Below are 16,846 nucleotides of genomic sequence, written 5' to 3' on the forward strand. Positions count from 1 at the left end.
GTTTTAAGGTGTCGTTCGAAAATCAGGATTTATGCCTGCTTGCGGTAGGTCGCGGCGGCAAGTGTGTTGAAAGCGGCGGCGAAAACGGCCAGCAGGATGTAGTCCGACCACAGGTCGCTGACCAGCGAGCCTTTGAGGTAGACGGCGCGCATGATCTCGACGAAGTAGCGGGGCGGGAGGAAGCGGGTGATCCATTGCGCCCATGCGGGCATCGACTCGACGGGAGTGATCAGGCCGCTCATCAGGATGAAGATCATCACGAAGAAGAACATCACGAACATCGTCTGCTGCATGGTCTCCGAGCGGTTGGCGATCGCCACGCCCAGCCCCGACATGGTGAGCACGAAGAGCGCCGCGGCCAGAAAAATGGCCCCGATGCTCCCGGCCGGGACGAGCCCGTAGACGATCCACGCCAGCAGCATGGCCGCACCCAGCACGGCCATCCCGATCACCCAGTAGGGAATCAGCTTGGCCAGCGTGAAGGTCAGCCGGCTGACGGGCGTGACGTTGATCTGTTCGATGGTCCCGGTCTCCTTTTCGCCCACGAGGTTCAGCGCCGGCAGGAATCCGCAGAGCATCACCAGCAGCATGATCATCAGCGCCGGAATCATGTAGTGGCGGTAGTCGAGCGTGGGGTTGTAGCGGTTCTCGATGACGACGGGATCGGCCGCGGGCGGCTGTCCCTGCTCGCTGCGCAGCTCCGAGAGGGTCTGCGAGAGGGTCTGCACGAGATACTGCATACCGAGGCTGCCCTTCACGGCGTTCACGCCGTTGGCCGCGATGTCGACCTTTTCGGGTTTTCCGGCGGCCAGCGAACGCTCGAAGTTGTCGGGGATCTCGACGATGACGTCCGCGTCGCCCGTTTCGAGGGCTTCGAGTGCGGCGTCGTAATGCTCCGAGATGCGTTGGAGGGTGAAGTAGTCCGAGGCGTCGATCTTCTGGATCAGCCGCCGCGAGGCGGGCGAGCGGTCGCCGTCGACCACCGCGACGTTGACGTGCCGCACGTCCATCGTCGTCACCCACGGGATGACGAGCATCACCATCAGCGGGAACACGACGGCCATCTTCGGCAGGAACGGGTTGCGGAGGAATTGCCGCCACTCCTTATCTAACAGGTAAAGAAGAGTATGCATTGTCAGGTAATTATGTCTGTTTACTGTGTCGGCCGCTTTCGGCCGCTGTATTTGCCGCCTGCGGCGCCACCCGGCTAAAAGCCGGGATAGAGGGGCGATGGCTCAGTTGTCGGGGCTCAGACCCGATCTGCGCTACCACTTCTAAAAGCCGTTTCTTAAACGGCCTCGGGGAGGGAGATGGCATACGTTTCGCGCGGTCGGTCGTTATTCCAACTTGTCGTTGAACTTCCGGAGTGCCGCCACGATCAGCAGGGCGGTCATCGCCGCGAGGATCGAGAACTCCCGGAGCACGGCCCCGAACGGCAGTCCCTCGATCATCAGCTTGCGCACGGCGTCGATGTACCAGCGGGTCGGGATGATGCAGGAGATCGGTTGCAGGACCTTCGGCATGTTCTCGACCGGGAATGCCAGTCCCGAGAACATGATGATCGGGAGCAGGATCAGCATGCCCGAGATAATCAGGGCCGTGGCCTGCCGGTCGGCGAAGGTGGAGATCAGCAGTCCGAAGGCCAATGAGAGGGCGAGGTAGAGCATCGACAGCCCGATGATCGCCCCGAGGTTGCCCGACAGGGGCACGTCGAGGACGAAGCGCGCCAGTAGCAGGATCGTCGCAAGGTTGAAACACGAGAGCGCGAAGTAGGGGATCATTTTGGCCAGCACGATCTTCAGCGGCCGCACGGGCGACACCAGCAGCACCTCCATCGTCCCGGTCTCCTTCTCGCGGACGATCGACACGGAGGTCATCATGGCGCAGATCAGGATGAAGATCATGCCCATGATGCCCGGCACGAAGTTGTACGAACTCTTCATCTGGGGGTTGAACAGCAGGTGGGTCCCGGGGGCCTGTATGCCCGGCATGTCGGCCAGCAGGACGCTTGTCAGGTAACCGGCCCCGGCCGACGCCGTGTTGGTGTTCGAGGCGTCGAATACGAGCTGCACGGCCGGTTCCGCCGCGAGGCCCTGCTTCAGCGCTTCGGTCTGCCGGTCGTAATCTTCGGCGAACACGACGACGGCGTCGGCATCGCCCCGGCGCAGGGTGCGGTCGATTTCCGTCCCCGCGATGTAGCCCCGGAACGTGAAATAGGGGTTGGCCGCAACGCGCTCGACGGCCTGCCGGATTGCCTCGGTCGGATGCGGGGCTACCGCGGCCACGTCGATGTTGCTGACCTCGGTGTTCATGGCGAATCCGAACAGGAGCACCTGCACCACGGGCATCAGCAGGACGATCAGCATCGTTCGCGGGTCGCGCACGATGTGAAGCGCCTCTTTTTTGACGAATGACAGGAAACCGCCCATATTATTCGGTGCGTTTGGCGCCGCGGGCCAGCGTGCGGAAGACTTCGTCCATCGACCCTGCGGCAAATTGTTTTTTCAGCTCGGCCGGGGCTCCCAGCGCCCGTACCTGCCCGTCGACCATGATCGACACGCGCGAGCAGTATTCGGCCTCGTCCATGTAGTGCGTCGTGACGAAGACGGTCGTGCCTCCGGCGGCGGCTTCGTAGATCAGCTCCCAGAACTGGCGGCGCGTCACGGGATCGACGCCTCCGGTCGGTTCGTCGAGGAACACCACCTCGGGACGGTGGAGCGTCGCTACCAAGAAGGCCAGCTTCTGCTTCCATCCCAGCGGCAGGGAGCCCACCAGCGTGTCGGCCTCGCGGCGGAACTGCAGCCGGTTGAGCAGCGTCACGGCGCGCCGCAGCATCTCGCGGCGCGTGAGGGAGTAAATGCCGGCGTAAAGGCGGATGTTTTCCAGCACGGTGAGGTCGTCGTAGAGCGAGAACCGCTGGCTCATGTAGCCGATATGACGTTTGATCTGCTCGCCCTGACGCATCACGTCGAACCCGGCGACGGTGCCGCTGCCCGATGTGGGGTAGCTCAGCCCGCAGAGCATCCGCATCGCCGTGGTCTTCCCGGCGCCGTTCGCCCCGAGGAATCCGAAGATCTCCCCGCGGGCCACGTCGAAGGTGATGCGGTCGACGGCCACGAAGTCGCCGAACCGCTTGGTCAGCTCCCGGACGGATATGATGGGGTCATTGTTCATGGTGCATCAGTTTGATGAATACGTCTTCGATCCCGGCCTCGGCGGGACGGATCACGGCGTTGGGGAAACCCTGCCCGGCCAGTTCGCGGGCAAAGGCCGCGGCGTCGAACCCGTCGGCGGGAATCAGGTGGTGCGCCTCGCCGAAAGGGTAGCACTCGCGGACTCCTGCCGAGCGGCGGGCGGCCAGCAGCAGTCCGTACATATCCTTGCCCGAAAGCGCATAAAGCGGTTCGTCGAAGCGTCCGACGATCCCCTGCGGGGTGTCGATGCCGAGGATTTTCCCGACGTTGCAGAGTGCGATGCGGTCGCAGCGGCGCGCCTCGTCCATGTAGGGCGTCGAAACGAGCATCGAAATGCCTTTCGATTTCAGTTCGGAGAGCATGTCCCAGAACTCGCTGCGCGATACGGCGTCGACGCCCGTCGTGGGCTCGTCGAGCAGCAGCACCGAGGGGCGGTGGATCAGCGCACAGCACAGCGCCAGTTTCTGCTTCATGCCGCCCGAGAGCTTTCCGGCGCGGCGAGTGCGGAAGGGTTCGATCTGGCGGTAGATCGGGGCGATCAGGTCGCGGTTGGCCGCGGCCCCGACGCCGAACAGCGCGGCGAAGAAGTCGAGATTCTCCTCGACCGAGAGGTCGGGGTAGAGCGAGAACCGCCCGGGCATGTAACCCACCCGTCGGCGGATTTCGCGGTAGTCGGCGACGATGTCGCAGCCGTCGACCGACGCCGTGCCCCCGTCGGGGTTAATCAGCGTCGTGAGCAGTCGGAACAGCGTGGTTTTGCCCGCGCCGTCGGGGCCGATCAGCCCGAACAGTTCGCCCCGGGCGACCTCGAACGTCACGTTGTCGAGCGCCGTCAGCGTCCCGTAGCGTTTGGTGAGGCCCGCGGTCTCTATGGCGTTGCGTGCGGCCATGTCAGCGTCCTCCGGTTCAGAGTTTGACTTCGCCGTAAAGGCCGATCTTCAGCCGCCCGTCGTTTTCGACGGCGATCTTCACGGCATAGACCAGATTGGCCCGCGAATCGCGCGTCTGGATCGTCTTGGGCGTGAATTCGCTCTCCGAGGCGATCCACACGATGCGCCCCGGATAGTCGATGCGGCTGTCGCCGCCGAAATCGGCCGTGACGGTCACCTCCTGCCCGAGTTTCAGCGCGGCCAGTTGGTCCGAGGTGAAGTAGGCGTGCAGGTAGATGCGGTCCAGATCGGCGACCTTCATCAGCGGACGTCCCACCGACGCCAGTTCTCCGGCTTCGCTGTATTTGGCCAGCACGGTCCCCGCGACGGGCGACGCGATGCGGCATTTGGCCAGTTGGTCTTCGATCCGGGCGATCTGCAATTCGATGGACGAGGAGTTCTCGTCGATCGACGCGGCGTTGTTGCGGAGCGTCGAGAGCTGGGCCTCCAACTGTCCGTCCAGCACCTTGATCTGGGCGTCGATGTCATCGAGCTGTTTGGTCGTGGCGGCGCCGTCCCGCAGCAGGTTCTCCACGCGGCGGCGTTCGGTCTGCTGCTTGGCGATCTGCTCGCGCAGCGATGCGACCTGTTTGGCGATGTCGGGGCGGTTGCTGACGACCGAGGCCCGCTGGCGCTCCAACTGCAACTTTTGCAGATAGAGCTGCACGGTGTCGATGGCGCCGACCTGCCTGCCGGCTTCCAGCCGGTCGCCCTCCTCGGCGTCGAACCGCAGGATGCGCCCTGCGGCTTCGGCCGAGACGACCACCTCCGTGGCCTCGAAAGTTCCCGTGGCGTCGAAATCCCCGTTGCGGCCGCAGGCGGCGGCAAGGAGCGGCAGGGTGCAGCAGATGAATATGCGTTTCATAATAGGCGTGATTTTTAGCGGTTTATCGTATGTTTGAGCTCGTAGATGGTCTTCAGGAGTTCGATCTCGCGTGCCGAACGCGCCGTCGCGGCCGTGGCTTCGTCGGTGATCTTCCGCAGCAGGTCGTTGGTGTCGATCACGCCGTTGCGGAGCTTCGACTCGGCGGCTTCGCGCACCGAGCGGCGTAGGGCCACGATGCGGTCGTCGTCGGCGAGGGCTTTCCGCAGACGGGCGATGTCGCCGTTCTCCTCGGTCGTCTGCAACCGGGTGTTGAAGAGGAAGATATCCCGCTGCACCTCGACCTGCGCTTTAGCCGTGCGCAGTTTGGCCAGCGAATTCTTCCGGGTGTAGTAGGCCCCGAAGTTCCACGACATCTTCACGCCCACCATTGCGTTCCACGACCAGTCCGACGACATCATACTTTGGAAATAGTCCATCCCCGGATAGCCGTAATACCCCTGCGCAAAGAGCCCGAAGCGCGGGCGGGTCGCCGATTTGACCAGCCGTTCCTGCGCCGTGAGCTTGTCGGCCGTGGCGTCGAACAACGCCAGCTCGGGGCGCGCCGGTTCGAATGAACGGGGTTCGGCGACATCGGGCCGTGTGAGCGGCTCGTCGCCCAGCGGCCGGCCGATGAAGACGGAGAGCATCCGGCGGTAGCTTTCGCGCGAGGCCGTGACCTGCGTCAACTGCTGGTTGACGGTCAGCAGTTCGGCTTCCACGGCGTCGGCGTCGGTCTGCATCGCCACGCCGTTCCGTTGCAGGGCGCGCACCTTTTCGAGGTTGCTGCGCAGCAGGTCCAACGTGAGGGAGGTCTGCGCGATCCGCTCGTCGAGGAGCAGGATGCCGAAAAAGAGGTTGTCCACACGCCCCTGCAACGCATAGAGGTCCACATCCGCCGAGCGCGTCTGTTCTTCGGCTTCGGCTCGGGCGATGCGCTTGTCGGCCTCCGATCTGCCGCCGTCCCAGAGGGTCTGGTTCAGCTCGAGGGCGACTTTGTACTGGTCCTTGTTCATGCCGGGCATGTCGATCCCCTGCTGGGAGAGCATGCCCGCGAGGGCGTCCGGGAACGAGGGGACTTCGGTCTGCCAAGTGGCCTGCGCCGCCAGCGAGAGCTGCGGCAGCCACGCGCGGCGGGCGTTCGACAGGGTGTACTCCTCGGTCCGGCGCACGAGGTCGTACTGCCGGATTTCGGGGTAGTGCTCGCGGGCCAGCCGGCGGCACTCGTCGAGTGTCACCTGTGCGCCGGCCGAAAGTCCGGCCAGCAGGCATCCGCATAAGAGGGCGATTCGTTTCATGGTCATGCTTTTTTGAGTCGTCGCAGGATGATTTCGGTATTCTCGGCCCTGCGCAGTTCGAGGAAGCGCTTCCGGTTGCCCGAAAGGTCTCCGAGGATGGGCTCCACGACCGGGAGGGCGATGAACGGGAAGACGTTGAGCGAAATGATGTCCAGCAGCAGCATCCGGGCGTCGATCGGCTCGGTCTCGCCGCGGGCCGCCGATGCGTCCAGTTCCAGTTGGATGTCGCGCATCAGCGTTTCGGCGATTTCCCGGACGCGGCTGCGCATCGACTCGTAGCGTTCGGGGCGCGAAAAGACCTCGTTGACGATGAAGCGCGGCAGGTCGGGGTTCGCCGCGATGAAATCGAAATGGCTTTCGACGCCGTCGCGGATGCGTTCCGGCAGCGGCAGGTCCGGCTGGCCGAAGGCGGTCAGCACCGACCGGCTCATCAGGCGCATCTTCTCGTCGAGGATGCGTTCGAATAACTGCTCCTTGGTCCGGAAATAGTAGTGCAGCATGGCGTGCGTCACACCCGCCGCTTCGGCGATCGAGGTCGTGCGCGCTCCTGCGAACCCTTTGTTGAGGAACTCCTGCTCGGCGGCTTCCAGAATCGCCTGTTCCTTGTTCCGTGCCGGTTTTGTCATGGGCGGCTTGTATTAATAACTTTGTTTAACAATTTTGTTATTTGCAAATATACAACCGATTTTTTAATATGCAACAAATTCGGGAAATTCTTTGTACCTTCGCACGTTGAAATGAAAGCATCATTTAAAAAGACATACGCTTCGCTGGATGCCGATCGGCTGGTGCTTCTGTGGCTTGCCGTGTGGTGGGTGTGCAACCTGCTGCAGGCCGGGCTGACGGAACTGGCCAACGATGAGGCTTATTACCACCTATTCGCCGAACGGCTCGCATGGGGGTATTTCGACCATCCGCCGATGACGGCGCTGCTGGTCTGGGCCGGGGAACACCTTTTCGGCGGCGAACTGGGTGTGCGGTTCTTCTTCACCGTGCTCCAACCTCTTTATCTCTGGATATTGTGGCGCATCGTTCGCCCTGCGGATGCGGACCGCAGGGATGCGGCGCTGTTCGTAGTGCTTTCGGCCTCGACGCTGATGCTTCAGCTCTACGGTTTCATCGCCGTACCCGACGGGCCGCTGATGCTCACCGCAGCGCTGTTCCTGCTGACATTCAAGTGGTTTACCGAAGGCCGCCGCATGGCGTGGCTCTGGATGGGCGTCGCCATGGCGCTGATGGCTTACAGCAAGTACCACGGTGCGCTGGTGGTTCTCTTCGCGCTGGCGGTGACCCCCCCCCGCCAACTGCTGCGTCCCTCGCTATACCTGAGCGGGGCCGTGGCCCTGCTGCTGCTCGTGCCGCACCTCGTGTGGCAGTACGACCACGACTGGGCGTCGTTCGCCTACCACCTGTCGGGCCGCAATTCGGTCTTCAAACCCAATTACGTCGTCGAGTTTCTGGGCAACATGCTCGTCGTCTTCAACCCGTTCCTCGTGCCGCTGTATGTACAGGCGTGGCGGAAAGTGAAGCCGCAGAGCGCCGTCGGACGGGCCCTGAAACTGCTGCCCGTGGCTTTCATCGGCTTCTTCCTGCTCTCGTCCCTGCGGGGATATGTGCAGCCCCAGTGGGTGATCGTGGCGTGCTTCGGGCTGATTTATGTGGTGTTCGCCTACGCGCGGCGCCATCCCCGCACGCGGCGTTATGTGATGTGGGCAGGTGGCGCGACCATCGCGCTGATCGGACTGGTGCGGCTCGAAATGATCTTCAATCCGCTGGGCATCCGTTTCGAGGTGTTCGACAACCGCGCGAGCTACGGCGCCATCGCCGAAGCGGCCGGCGGCCGTCCGGTGATCTTCCGGCAGGGATATGCCGTGGCGGCCAAATATGCGTTCTACACGGGCGGCGAGGCCTATTGCCAGCCCAATATCCGCTATCGCACGCACCAGTGGCAGTTCCGGGACGACGATTCCCGCTTCACGGGGCGCGAGGTGCTCATCGAATGTCCGGCCGAACCGGTCGATACGACCCGGGAGGTGCGGAGCCTCACGATGGCCAACGGCCGCCGGTTCACATGGTTCGTCGACCGGGATTTCCATCCGGTGCGGCTGGTGGACATTGCCGTGACGGGATTGCCCGCTAAGGTGGCCGTGGGCGAGGAGTTGCGATTGGAGTTGCGGATCACGAACCCTTATCCCTACGACATCGCGGTCGGAGGGGCGGACGTGCAACTGGCGATGCTGTGGAAACACGGGCGTTTCCGGGTCGACGAGTTCCCGACCGGGGCGCAGTTCACGATCCCGGCGGACGATGTGATGACCCGCACGGTGACCTTCTCCGTGCCGCCGCAACTGGCCGGGGAGACCTTCGACGTGGGCTTTGCCCTGCGCCGCGAAGGATATACCAATTGGTTTAACGGAAAATCGATCTCGACGGAAGTAGTCGGAAATTTATGATAGAACAGTTTTTGAAATTTTGCGTAGTCGGCGGCTCGGGCGTCTTCGTCGACTTCGGTGTCACCTATCTTTGCAAGGAGTTCCTGCGGTTGAACAAATATGTGGCCAACTCGCTGGGATTCCTCTGCGCGTCGACCACGAATTATATCCTGAACCGTATCTGGACGTTCCACGATGAAAATCCCGACATCACGGGCCAGTATCTCCGTTTTCTGGGCATCGCGGCGATCGGGCTGGTCATCAACAACGCCACGATCTACGTCCTGCACAACCGTTTCCGGCTGAACTTCTACTTTGCGAAGCTCTTCGCCACCGGGGTGGTGACGTTCTGGAACTTCTTCATGAACTATTTCTTCACGTTTTAAGCGGCTCCTACGCGCTTCATCGGCTCCGGGATGCGGATGAATGCCGTCCAGCACATCCTCAGCCACAGGGTCAGCAGCAACCACAGGTTAAGCTGCCATCCGTAGAAGAGCTGCATCACCTTCGGCGGGCACAGTATGTCCACCGGCATCACGACCACGATCACGAAGGTCGCCCAATAGGCGATCCGGTCGGCGAGACGGATTACCCCCCCCCGGCGCATCGTCCAGTACCACATCTGGTAGCCGATCAGCATAATCACATAGGTATGTCCTTCGCTGGAGTTGCTGAACAGGATGACATAGCCCATCAGCACCGCGAGGCTGGTTATCCGGAAGAAGGGCAGTTGCCAGTTGCGCCGGTTGGCCAGCACGCCGGCGGCCAATACTGCCAGTACGCCGATCTGGATATACATCCGGTAGGGGAGCAGTCCGAGCGGACGCAGATAAAAGACGTTCATCCATGTCCGGGTGCCCGGGTGTTCGGTCAGGGCGCCGACCCACTGTCCGTAGTAATCGGGCAGTTCCGCCAGCGGCATGCTGACCGCCGGAGCCAGCAGGAACGCAATGCCGATCAGCACGGCATAACCCACGTTGCGCCAGAAATGCGGATAGAACAGCAGCATCGCCAACTGGAAGATGCCGTATATCTTGGTGAATCCCGAAATCATAATCAGCAGCACGGCCCAGAATCCCTTGTCGCGCTCCAGCAGCGAGTAGGCGAACAGGAACATATAACCCACCGCGACGTTGTATTGGAACGACAACTGCGTACAGGCCAGTATCAGGAAGGTGAAAAGGAACGATTTGCATTTCTCCTCGCGGGTGAACTTTCCGGGCAGGGTGAAGATCGCCGCGAACCACAGCGTGAAGTTGAAGAGGTTCCACGCGATCGGCCCCAGCCATGCGGGCAGGTAGGCGAACGGCGCGAAGAGGATGTTGAAAAGCGGTCCGTAGAGGAAATAGTCGAGGCGGATGGGGAAACCTGCGGGCGGCCAGTTGGCGCCGTAGGGGGATATCTGCTGCCAGAAGAGTTTCGTCGACTCGGCGAAGATCATGAAATTGCGGTGCTTGCCGCGCGTGACTTCCGAGAGCGAAAGCGCCAGCACCAGCAGCAGCCCGATGATGTAGAGGTTGCGGGGGTTGAGGAAAAACGCCCCGATACGCCGCCAGACGGAACCCTCGGTCCCCGGCCGTGTGTTCAGCATTCCCTGCTCCATCGCCCGCTTACTTGCGTTTGCGGATTTTGCGGAACGGAAGGCCCAGCACGCCGAAGAAGGCTTCGCGGAAGATGCCGCCGCTCATTTTCGACGTTCCCTCGCGGCGCTCGACGAAGATGATCGACACCTCCTTGAGTTTCATGCCCAGCCGCCATGCCGTGTATTTCATCTCGATCTGGAAACCGTAGCCCTTCATCCGGATGGCGTCGAGGTCGATGGTCTCCAGCGCCCGCCGCGAGTAGCAGACGAATCCCGCCGTGGCGTCGCGCAGGGGCATGCGCGTGACGATGCGCACATACATCGAGGCGAAGTAGGACATCAGCAGGCGCGACATCGGCCAGTTGACGACGTTGACGCCCTGCACATAGCGCGAACCCACCACCACGTCGTTGCCTTCGGCGGCGGCTTCGTACAGCCGTACCAGATCGTCGGGGTTGTGCGAAAAGTCGCAGTCCATCTCGCAGATGTAGTCGAATCCGTTCTCCAGTCCCCAGCGGAATCCCGTGAGGTAGGCCGTTCCGAGTCCCTGTTTGCCCGAGCGCTCTACGAGGTGAAGCGTCGCGGGGAACTCCTTCTGGCGCTCTTTGACGATTGCGGCGGTGCCGTCGGGCGATCCGTCGTCGATGACGAGCATTTCGAAAGGTTCGGGGAGTGAGAAGACCTTGTCGATCATCGCCGATATGTTCTCCTTTTCGTTGTAGGTCGGAATGATTACGAGTTTGCGCATGGTGTGAATCGTGAATAATGAATGTACAAAGGTAAAATTATTTTGCAAAAACGCCGTCGTTTGAACCGTTATTTTGTGCGGCGTTTCATCGCCCGGACCGCCGCTTTGTCGGCGTCCGTGACGCGGTACGACTCGACGATCTTCTGCAGCGACTTGTTGTAGGTCCAATCGTCCAGCGGACATGCCTGCCGCAGCCAGCGCATCGTCCGTTCGGGAAACCGGATGAAGCAGAGCGACACGGCCCATGCCACGCCCATCCGGGCGTAGTAGCCCTCGTGGCGGATGCCGCCCAGCAGTCCGAGCAGCGCTTCGAGGTGCTCGGCATCCACGAAATTGCCCAGCGCCATCACCACCGCGAAGCGCAGTTCGTATTCCTTCTCCGCATGGAAATAGGGCTGGATGAAGTCCCACATCGGAGCCCGTTCGGCGGCTTTGAGCCGCCAGCAGAAGCAGTCGCAGACGGCCCAGTTGTCGATCTTCGGGACGAAACGCGCCACATGTTCCAGTTTCTCCCCGGGCGTGCACTTGGCATAGCCGATGACCAGTCCCTGCAACATCCGCTCTTCGTAATAAAGCAGGTCGTCCGCGGCGAGGAACGTGCGCCAGTCGCCCCGGGCGATCTGGCGGGCGATGCCGCGCAGCAGCGGCAGGCGGATGCCGATGATGTTCCCGATGCCCGGCACCAGCGCGGCGTGGAAGTCGCGGTAGCCGGGGTCGGCCATTTCCAGTAATTGTTCGCGGAGGGTCATCGTGTGCGGATTTTATGCGTGGGGTCGTGCCGTCTGCCGGCGGTCAGGACGGACAAAAGTACGCTTTTTTCACGGATCGCCCCAACGTTTCGCATAAAAAGGTTATCTTTGCGGATATGGAACTCAATGTGATACAGGTGCGCGAAGTCACCGGTCCGCTGCTCGACGCGTTTGCGCGGCTGATGCCGCAGCTTGCGCCGCAGCTCGCGGCTCCCCCGGCCGCACGGCTGCGGGAGATCGTGGCGTCCCCCGGGACGGCGCTTTTCGCCGCGGAGGGTGGAGGCCGCATTTGGGGGTTGCTGACCCTCGTGTGGTACGATGTGGCGTCGGGCCGCAAGGCGTGGATCGAGGATGTGGTGGTCGACGCCGAAGCCCGCGGAACGGGGGCGGGGCGTGCGCTCGTGGCCGCCGCGCTGGAGCATGCCGGGGCCATCGGAGCGGGGAAGGTCCTGCTGACCTCCAACCCTGCGCGGGAAGCCGCGCGGGCGCTCTACCGTAAAATGGGATTCGAAGAGGCCGCAACGACGGTCTTTGCTATTAAAACAGATGCGAAATGAAGAAGTTCGTAAAGATCGCGGCCATCGTGGTGGCCGCCATTCTGGCGATTGCCCTGATCGCGCCGATCGCGCTGCGGGGTAAGATCGCCGACATCGTGAAGCGCGAGGCCAATGAGATGCTCGCGGCGAAGCTCGATTTCGAGAAACTCGACATCAGCCTCCTGCGCCATTTCCCGAACGCTTCGCTGGAGTTGAAGGGGCTCACCTTGGTGGGCGTGGACCGTTTCGAGGGCGACACGATCGTCGCCGCGCAGCGGATTTCGGTGGTCGTCAACCTGATGTCGCTTTTCGGCGACAGCGGGTTCGAGGTGACGAAGGTAATCCTCTCGTCGCCGGCCGTGCATGCGCACAAGCTCGCCGACGGAGCCGTCAACTGGGACGTGATGAAGCCTTCGGACGATGCTGCGGAGGAGACGCCTGCCGAGGAGCCGGCCGAACCCTCGTCGTTCCGCCTCTCGGTGCGCGATTTCCGGATTTCGGACGCCGCGATCCGCTATGAGGACGATTCGACGAACATGCGCTTTTCGACCGCGCCCCTCTCGCTGCGCCTGCAGGGGAACATGTCGGCCGAACGCACCGACCTCGATCTGCGGCTCACGGCGCAGGAAATGCGCTTCGTTTCGGGCGGCATTCCGCTGCTGAGCGGCGCCGAGGCGGAACTCGTCGCCGTGATCGATGCCGATTTGGCGAACAACCGCTTCACCTTCTCGCGCAACACGCTGCGGCTGAATGCCATTGAGGTGGGACTCGACGGATGGGTCGAACTGGGCGACGATGCCGTGGCCATGGACCTTACGGCAGGCTGCGACAAGGTGCAGTTCAAGGACGTGCTGTCGCTCATCCCGGCGTTCTACACCCGGGAATTCAAGAACCTCACGGCGGGCGGCGAGCTGTCGATGGCGCTCTGGGCCAAGGGCGAGATGCGCGGCTCGGCGCTTCCGGCCTTCGAACTGAAAACCGAGGTTCGCGACGGCAGTTTCCAATACTCCTCGCTGCCCAAGGCCGTGACCGGCATCAACATCGCCGCCAAGGTTGCAAATCCCGGGGGCGTGATGGACAAGACGGTCATCGACCTGTCGAAATTCGGTCTTAAGATGGCCGGGAACTCCGTTTCGGCGACTTTCTACGCCACGAATCTCGTCAGCGATCCCGTATTCCGCGCTGCGGCTGCCGGGCGTGTCGACCTGGGAGCCGTGAAGGAGGTCTACCCCTTGGAGAAGGGCGTCGAACTGGGCGGTCAGATCGCTGCGGACCTGAAAGTGTCGGGCCGCATGTCCGATATCGAGAAGGCGCGCTATGAGAAGCTCGGTGCGCAGGGAACCTTCACTGTCGAGGAGTTGGGGCTGACGCTTCCGAACCTTCCGGCGGTGCACATCCGCCGCGCTGCGGCCACCATCACACCCGCCGCGATGACCCTCGGCGAATTCGGGGTGACGGTCGGCAGGAGCGACCTCTCGGCCAACGGCCAGTTGACCAACTACATCGGTTACCTGCTGCGGGGCGATATGCTTTCGGGACGCCTTTACGTCAAATCCGAACTGCTCGATCTGAACGAGATCATGGACGCCATGCCCGCTACGGACGAGGCGGCTGAGGCCGAGGACACTCCTGCCGAGCCGACGCAGGCCGTTGAGGTTCCGCGCAACCTGAACCTCTCGCTCAACACCGACCTGCGTAAAGTGCTCTTCGGGAAGATGACCGTCAGCGACATTTCGGGCGAAATGGGAATTTCCGGCGGTGCGCTGTCGCTCAACCGGCTGGGGCTGGGTATTTTCGGCGGCAAGGCTACCGCTTCGGGCAGTTACTCGACGGCGGCCGATCCGGCGAAACCCGCGCTGAAACTCAACGCCAACATCGCGGGCGCTTCGTTCCAGCGGAGTTTCGAGGAGCTGGAGATGGTGCAGAAACTCGTGCCGATTTTCGCCAAGACCGGCGGCGACTATTCGCTGGCGCTCGATATGCATACGCTGCTCGACTCTCAGATGTCGCCCGACCTGCAGACCCTCACCGCCACGGGCGAGATCAGGTCGGCCAATATCCACGTTCAGAACATCGAGGCGTTCGACGCGCTGGCCAAGGCGCTGAACAACGACGATTTGCGGAAGATCGAGGCCAAGGACGTCACGATCCGTTTCGCCATCAGGGACGGCCGCATCACCACGCAGCCCTTCGACCTGAAGCTGGGCAATGTCGGCATCAACCTTTCGGGCTCCACGGGCCTCGACCAGACCATCGACTACACGGCCAAGGTGGCCATCCCGGGCGGCAAGACCCTGCAGTCGATCGGCGTGGGCATCGGCGGCACGTTCTCCTCGCCCAAGATCACGCTCGGCGTGAAGGAGGCGGCAGAGGAGGCGGTGAAGAACATCGTCGACGAACAGATCCAGAAACTCACCGGCAGCGAGTCGCTCTCGGAGGAGATTCAGAAGCAGGCCGAGAACCTCCGTGCGGAGGCCAAACGGGCCGGGGAGAAACTCGTCGAAGCGGCTGAAAAACAGCGGACGAAACTTGTCGAGGAGGCTTCGAAGAAGGGCGCCTTGGCCAAACTCGCCGCCGAAAAAGCCGGAGACAAACTAGTGCAGGAGGCCGGGAAACAGGCCGCGAACCTCGAAGCCGAGGCCGAGCGGCAGATCGAAAAACTCACGGCGAAAAAGGAATAACCGAAATGCTCGTAATTTTTGCCGTCATCATCGGAGGCATTGTGACGGGGCGTCTGCTTATCAGCCGGCGCCTCGCCTTTGTACAACGTCTTATCACCGTCATCATCTGGGCCCTGTTGTTTCTGCTGGGCGTCGAGGTGGGCGGCGACCCTGCGGTCGTGGGCTCGCTGGCGACGCTCGGCGGGGCGGCGCTGGCGATCTTCGCCCTCTCCGTCGCGGGGAGTATTTTGGCGGCGTGGCTGTTGTGGCGGCGTATCCGCGGATGCGCCGTGCCCGGGGATGACGGGGAGGCCGATGTTGACGCTCCGGTCTCTACATGGACGGCCCTTTGCGGCAGTCTTGTGATCGTCGCCTTTTTCGTCGTAGGATGTATCGTGGGACTTTTCGCGCCGCTCGATATGGCCGGGTCGCGGGTCAGCACCTATGTGCTCTATGCGCTGATGTTCTGCGTCGGCGTGACGCTGGGCAATGACCGCACGCTGGCCGGACGGGTCCGGCGGCTCGATCCGCGGCTGGCGCTGCTGCCCGTCGCCACGGCCGTCGGAACGCTGGCAGGGGCCGCTCTCGCGGCTCCGCTGCTCGCTCAGTGGTCGCTGACCGATTCGCTGGCCGTGGGTGCGGGGTTCGGCTACTATTCGCTGTCGAGCATCTTCATCGCCGATTTTCGGGGGCCCGAGTTGGCGACGATCGCCCTGTTGTGCAACGTCATGCGCGAGTTGTTCACCCTGCTGGCCGCGCCGCTCGTGGCCCGCTGGTGCGGGCCGCTGGCCGCCGTGTCGATCGGCGGTGCGACGACGTTCGACACGACGCTCCCGATCATCACGCAGGCGGCGGGGCGCCCCTATGCCGTGGTGTCGGTCTTCCACGGCTGCGTGCTCGATTTCAGCGTCCCGTTTCTGGTGACGTTCTTCTGTAGTGTCTGAAAAAATGAGCGTCCCGCGGGACGCTCATTTTTTTATGTAGGATTGCAGGGCTTCGACGTATTCGGCGAAGGCGTCGCGCCCGGCCGCGGTGATGCGGCACACCGTGCAGGGCATCTTTCCCCGAAAGGTCTTTTCGACCTCGATGTAGCCGGCCTTTGCCAATTTGTCCAACTGCACCGAGAGGTTTCCTGCCGTGGCTCCGGTCTGCTGCCGGATAAAGACGAAGTCGGCGCTCTCGACCCCGATCAGGATCGAGACGACGGCCAGCCTCAGCTCGGAGTGCAGCAGGGGATTCAGTTCCTTGAACATCGCGTTATCGTTGCGGGTGGTTCGACGTATGGTTGAGGATATGGCCCGGGACGATCATCATCACTACGAATCCTGCAATGAAGAGCAACGGCTGCCACATGTTGCCGGCAAGCAGCGTGCACGGGGCGAGGATGATGGCCGCGATGCCTCCGACGATGGTGGGCGTGAAGCGGATGATGAGTCCCGTGACGGCGGTCCCCATGCCCATGATGAGCAGGATGATGAAGAGTATCGGCAGACGCATGGGCGTGAAGAGCGTCAGCAGGCTGACGAAGAGGGCTGTGGACCCCATGACGAACCAGACGCTTCCGATCACGCGGTCGACGAACGTGCGGGCCTCGCCTTCGGTGCGTTTTCCGCGTGTGAGCCCCATCAGCAGCCATCCCAGCACGGGCAGCAGCAGCCACAGGTAGTTCCAGCGCGGGTCCTGAAAATAGGCGACGGCACCCCAGACGACGAGTGTCGTCAGGACGGTGGCATAGCCCCACGCCAGCAGCGGACGTCCCGAGTTGCGGGCGATGCGGCTGCGGGTATTTTCGATCATGCGGCCGATGAGTTCCAGACTCTCGGCGGCCTCCATTTTACGGTCTTCCATGGGTATGA

General features: G+C 62.5%; 15 protein-coding genes and 1 pseudogene. 5 read left to right on the forward strand and 11 right to left on the reverse strand.

Annotated elements, in window-relative coordinates:
* Positions 1 to 29 precede the first annotated feature (29 nt).
* From BN5935_RS08035 to BN5935_RS08065, 6 genes and pseudogenes are all read right to left on the reverse strand, one after another.
* Positions 30 to 1,133 (reverse strand): ABC transporter permease, encoded by a 1,104-nt coding sequence (locus tag BN5935_RS08035; RefSeq protein WP_064975647.1) that lies wholly within the window; start codon positions 1,131 to 1,133, stop codon positions 30 to 32.
* Positions 1,134 to 1,337: 204 nt separating this feature from the next.
* Positions 1,338 to 2,429, reverse strand: coding sequence for an ABC transporter permease (locus tag BN5935_RS08040; RefSeq protein WP_064975648.1), 1,092 nt, complete (start codon positions 2,427 to 2,429; stop codon positions 1,338 to 1,340).
* A gap of 1 nt (position 2,430) precedes the next feature.
* Positions 2,431 to 4,084, reverse strand: a pseudogene (locus tag BN5935_RS15725) (ATP-binding cassette domain-containing protein).
* Positions 4,085 to 4,100: 16 nt separating this feature from the next.
* Positions 4,101 to 4,988 (reverse strand): HlyD family secretion protein, encoded by an 888-nt coding sequence (locus BN5935_RS08055; protein WP_064975650.1) that lies wholly within the window; start codon positions 4,986 to 4,988, stop codon positions 4,101 to 4,103.
* A 14-nt stretch (positions 4,989 to 5,002) separates the two neighbouring features.
* On the reverse strand, positions 5,003 to 6,283 hold the full coding sequence (locus tag BN5935_RS08060; RefSeq protein ID WP_064975651.1) for a TolC family protein: 1,281 nt from the start codon (positions 6,281 to 6,283) through the stop codon (positions 5,003 to 5,005).
* 2 nt (positions 6,284 to 6,285) lie between these two features.
* Positions 6,286 to 6,909, reverse strand: a complete 624-nt coding sequence (locus BN5935_RS08065) for a TetR/AcrR family transcriptional regulator (RefSeq protein ID WP_064975652.1) — start codon at positions 6,907 to 6,909, stop codon at positions 6,286 to 6,288.
* A gap of 111 nt (positions 6,910 to 7,020) precedes the next feature.
* Between BN5935_RS08065 and BN5935_RS08070 the strand changes: the two genes are divergently transcribed.
* On the forward strand, positions 7,021 to 8,736 hold the full coding sequence (locus BN5935_RS08070; protein WP_064975653.1) for an ArnT family glycosyltransferase: 1,716 nt from the start codon (positions 7,021 to 7,023) through the stop codon (positions 8,734 to 8,736).
* The gene (locus tag BN5935_RS08075; RefSeq protein WP_064975654.1) at positions 8,733 to 9,101 is read left to right on the forward strand and encodes a GtrA family protein; all 369 of its coding nucleotides are present in this window, start codon (positions 8,733 to 8,735) and stop codon (positions 9,099 to 9,101) included. Before BN5935_RS08070 ends, BN5935_RS08075 begins: the two co-directional genes overlap by 4 nt.
* On the opposite strand, the gene BN5935_RS08080 is transcribed toward BN5935_RS08075, so the two are convergent.
* From BN5935_RS08080 to BN5935_RS08090, 3 genes are all read right to left on the reverse strand, one after another.
* Positions 9,098 to 10,318, reverse strand: coding sequence for a glycosyltransferase family 87 protein (locus BN5935_RS08080; RefSeq protein WP_082944064.1), 1,221 nt, complete (start codon positions 10,316 to 10,318; stop codon positions 9,098 to 9,100). The two genes, BN5935_RS08075 and BN5935_RS08080, sit on opposite strands and share 4 nt — an antisense overlap.
* A gap of 7 nt (positions 10,319 to 10,325) precedes the next feature.
* Positions 10,326 to 11,045, reverse strand: a complete 720-nt coding sequence (locus tag BN5935_RS08085; RefSeq protein ID WP_064975655.1) for a polyprenol monophosphomannose synthase — start codon at positions 11,043 to 11,045, stop codon at positions 10,326 to 10,328.
* A gap of 68 nt (positions 11,046 to 11,113) precedes the next feature.
* Positions 11,114 to 11,794 (reverse strand): DNA alkylation repair protein, encoded by a 681-nt coding sequence (locus tag BN5935_RS08090; RefSeq protein ID WP_064975656.1) that lies wholly within the window; start codon positions 11,792 to 11,794, stop codon positions 11,114 to 11,116.
* A gap of 116 nt (positions 11,795 to 11,910) precedes the next feature.
* Between BN5935_RS08090 and BN5935_RS08095 the strand changes: the two genes are divergently transcribed.
* Genes BN5935_RS08095 through BN5935_RS08105 form a run of 3 tightly spaced genes read left to right on the forward strand, consistent with a single transcriptional unit; the run spans position 11,911 to position 15,934 of the window.
* Complete coding sequence (locus BN5935_RS08095) at positions 11,911 to 12,351, forward strand: GNAT family N-acetyltransferase (RefSeq protein ID WP_064975657.1); 441 nt, start codon at positions 11,911 to 11,913, stop codon at positions 12,349 to 12,351.
* Positions 12,348 to 15,011 carry an AsmA family protein gene (locus tag BN5935_RS08100; protein ID WP_064975658.1) on the forward strand — a complete coding sequence of 888 codons (2,664 nt, stop codon included), beginning with the start codon at positions 12,348 to 12,350 and terminating at the stop codon, positions 15,009 to 15,011. The genes BN5935_RS08095 and BN5935_RS08100 overlap by 4 nt, the downstream gene beginning before the upstream one ends.
* A gap of 5 nt (positions 15,012 to 15,016) precedes the next feature.
* Positions 15,017 to 15,934 (forward strand): LysO family transporter, encoded by a 918-nt coding sequence (locus BN5935_RS08105; RefSeq protein WP_204244899.1) that lies wholly within the window; start codon positions 15,017 to 15,019, stop codon positions 15,932 to 15,934.
* A gap of 24 nt (positions 15,935 to 15,958) precedes the next feature.
* Here the strand turns inward: BN5935_RS08105 and BN5935_RS08110 are convergent, their stop codons facing one another.
* Both BN5935_RS08110 and BN5935_RS08115 read right to left on the reverse strand, forming a co-directional pair.
* Entirely contained in the window at positions 15,959 to 16,243 is a 285-nt protein-coding gene (locus tag BN5935_RS08110; protein WP_010262959.1) for a winged helix-turn-helix domain-containing protein, read from the reverse strand.
* A gap of 4 nt (positions 16,244 to 16,247) precedes the next feature.
* On the reverse strand, positions 16,248 to 16,838 hold the full coding sequence (locus BN5935_RS08115; RefSeq protein ID WP_064975659.1) for a hypothetical protein: 591 nt from the start codon (positions 16,836 to 16,838) through the stop codon (positions 16,248 to 16,250).
* Between the last annotated feature and the right edge of the window lie 8 nt (positions 16,839 to 16,846).

The organism is Alistipes provencensis, from assembly GCF_900083545.1.
GTDB classification, from domain to species: domain Bacteria; phylum Bacteroidota; class Bacteroidia; order Bacteroidales; family Rikenellaceae; genus Alistipes; species Alistipes provencensis.

Excerpts from the sequence above, each read along its gene's own strand:
- BN5935_RS08035 (WP_064975647.1), bottom strand. The coding sequence starts at position 1,133 with ATGCATACTCTTCTTTACCTGTTAGATAAGGAGTGGCGGCAATTCCTC.
- BN5935_RS08040 (WP_064975648.1), bottom strand. The coding sequence starts at position 2,429 with ATGGGCGGTTTCCTGTCATTCGTCAAAAAAGAGGCGCTTCACATCGTG.
- BN5935_RS08055 (WP_064975650.1), bottom strand. The coding sequence starts at position 4,988 with ATGAAACGCATATTCATCTGCTGCACCCTGCCGCTCCTTGCCGCCGCC.
- BN5935_RS08060 (WP_064975651.1), bottom strand. The coding sequence starts at position 6,283 with ATGAAACGAATCGCCCTCTTATGCGGATGCCTGCTGGCCGGACTTTCG.
- BN5935_RS08065 (WP_064975652.1), bottom strand. The coding sequence starts at position 6,909 with ATGACAAAACCGGCACGGAACAAGGAACAGGCGATTCTGGAAGCCGCC.
- BN5935_RS08070 (WP_064975653.1), top strand. The coding sequence starts at position 7,021 with ATGAAAGCATCATTTAAAAAGACATACGCTTCGCTGGATGCCGATCGG.
- BN5935_RS08075 (WP_064975654.1), top strand. The coding sequence starts at position 8,733 with ATGATAGAACAGTTTTTGAAATTTTGCGTAGTCGGCGGCTCGGGCGTC.
- BN5935_RS08080 (WP_082944064.1), bottom strand. The coding sequence starts at position 10,318 with ATGGAGCAGGGAATGCTGAACACACGGCCGGGGACCGAGGGTTCCGTC.
- BN5935_RS08085 (WP_064975655.1), bottom strand. The coding sequence starts at position 11,045 with ATGCGCAAACTCGTAATCATTCCGACCTACAACGAAAAGGAGAACATA.
- BN5935_RS08090 (WP_064975656.1), bottom strand. The coding sequence starts at position 11,794 with ATGACCCTCCGCGAACAATTACTGGAAATGGCCGACCCCGGCTACCGC.
- BN5935_RS08095 (WP_064975657.1), top strand. The coding sequence starts at position 11,911 with ATGGAACTCAATGTGATACAGGTGCGCGAAGTCACCGGTCCGCTGCTC.
- BN5935_RS08100 (WP_064975658.1), top strand. The coding sequence starts at position 12,348 with ATGAAGAAGTTCGTAAAGATCGCGGCCATCGTGGTGGCCGCCATTCTG.
- BN5935_RS08105 (WP_204244899.1), top strand. The coding sequence starts at position 15,017 with ATGCTCGTAATTTTTGCCGTCATCATCGGAGGCATTGTGACGGGGCGT.
- BN5935_RS08110 (WP_010262959.1), bottom strand. The coding sequence starts at position 16,243 with ATGTTCAAGGAACTGAATCCCCTGCTGCACTCCGAGCTGAGGCTGGCC.
- BN5935_RS08115 (WP_064975659.1), bottom strand. The coding sequence starts at position 16,838 with ATGGAAGACCGTAAAATGGAGGCCGCCGAGAGTCTGGAACTCATCGGC.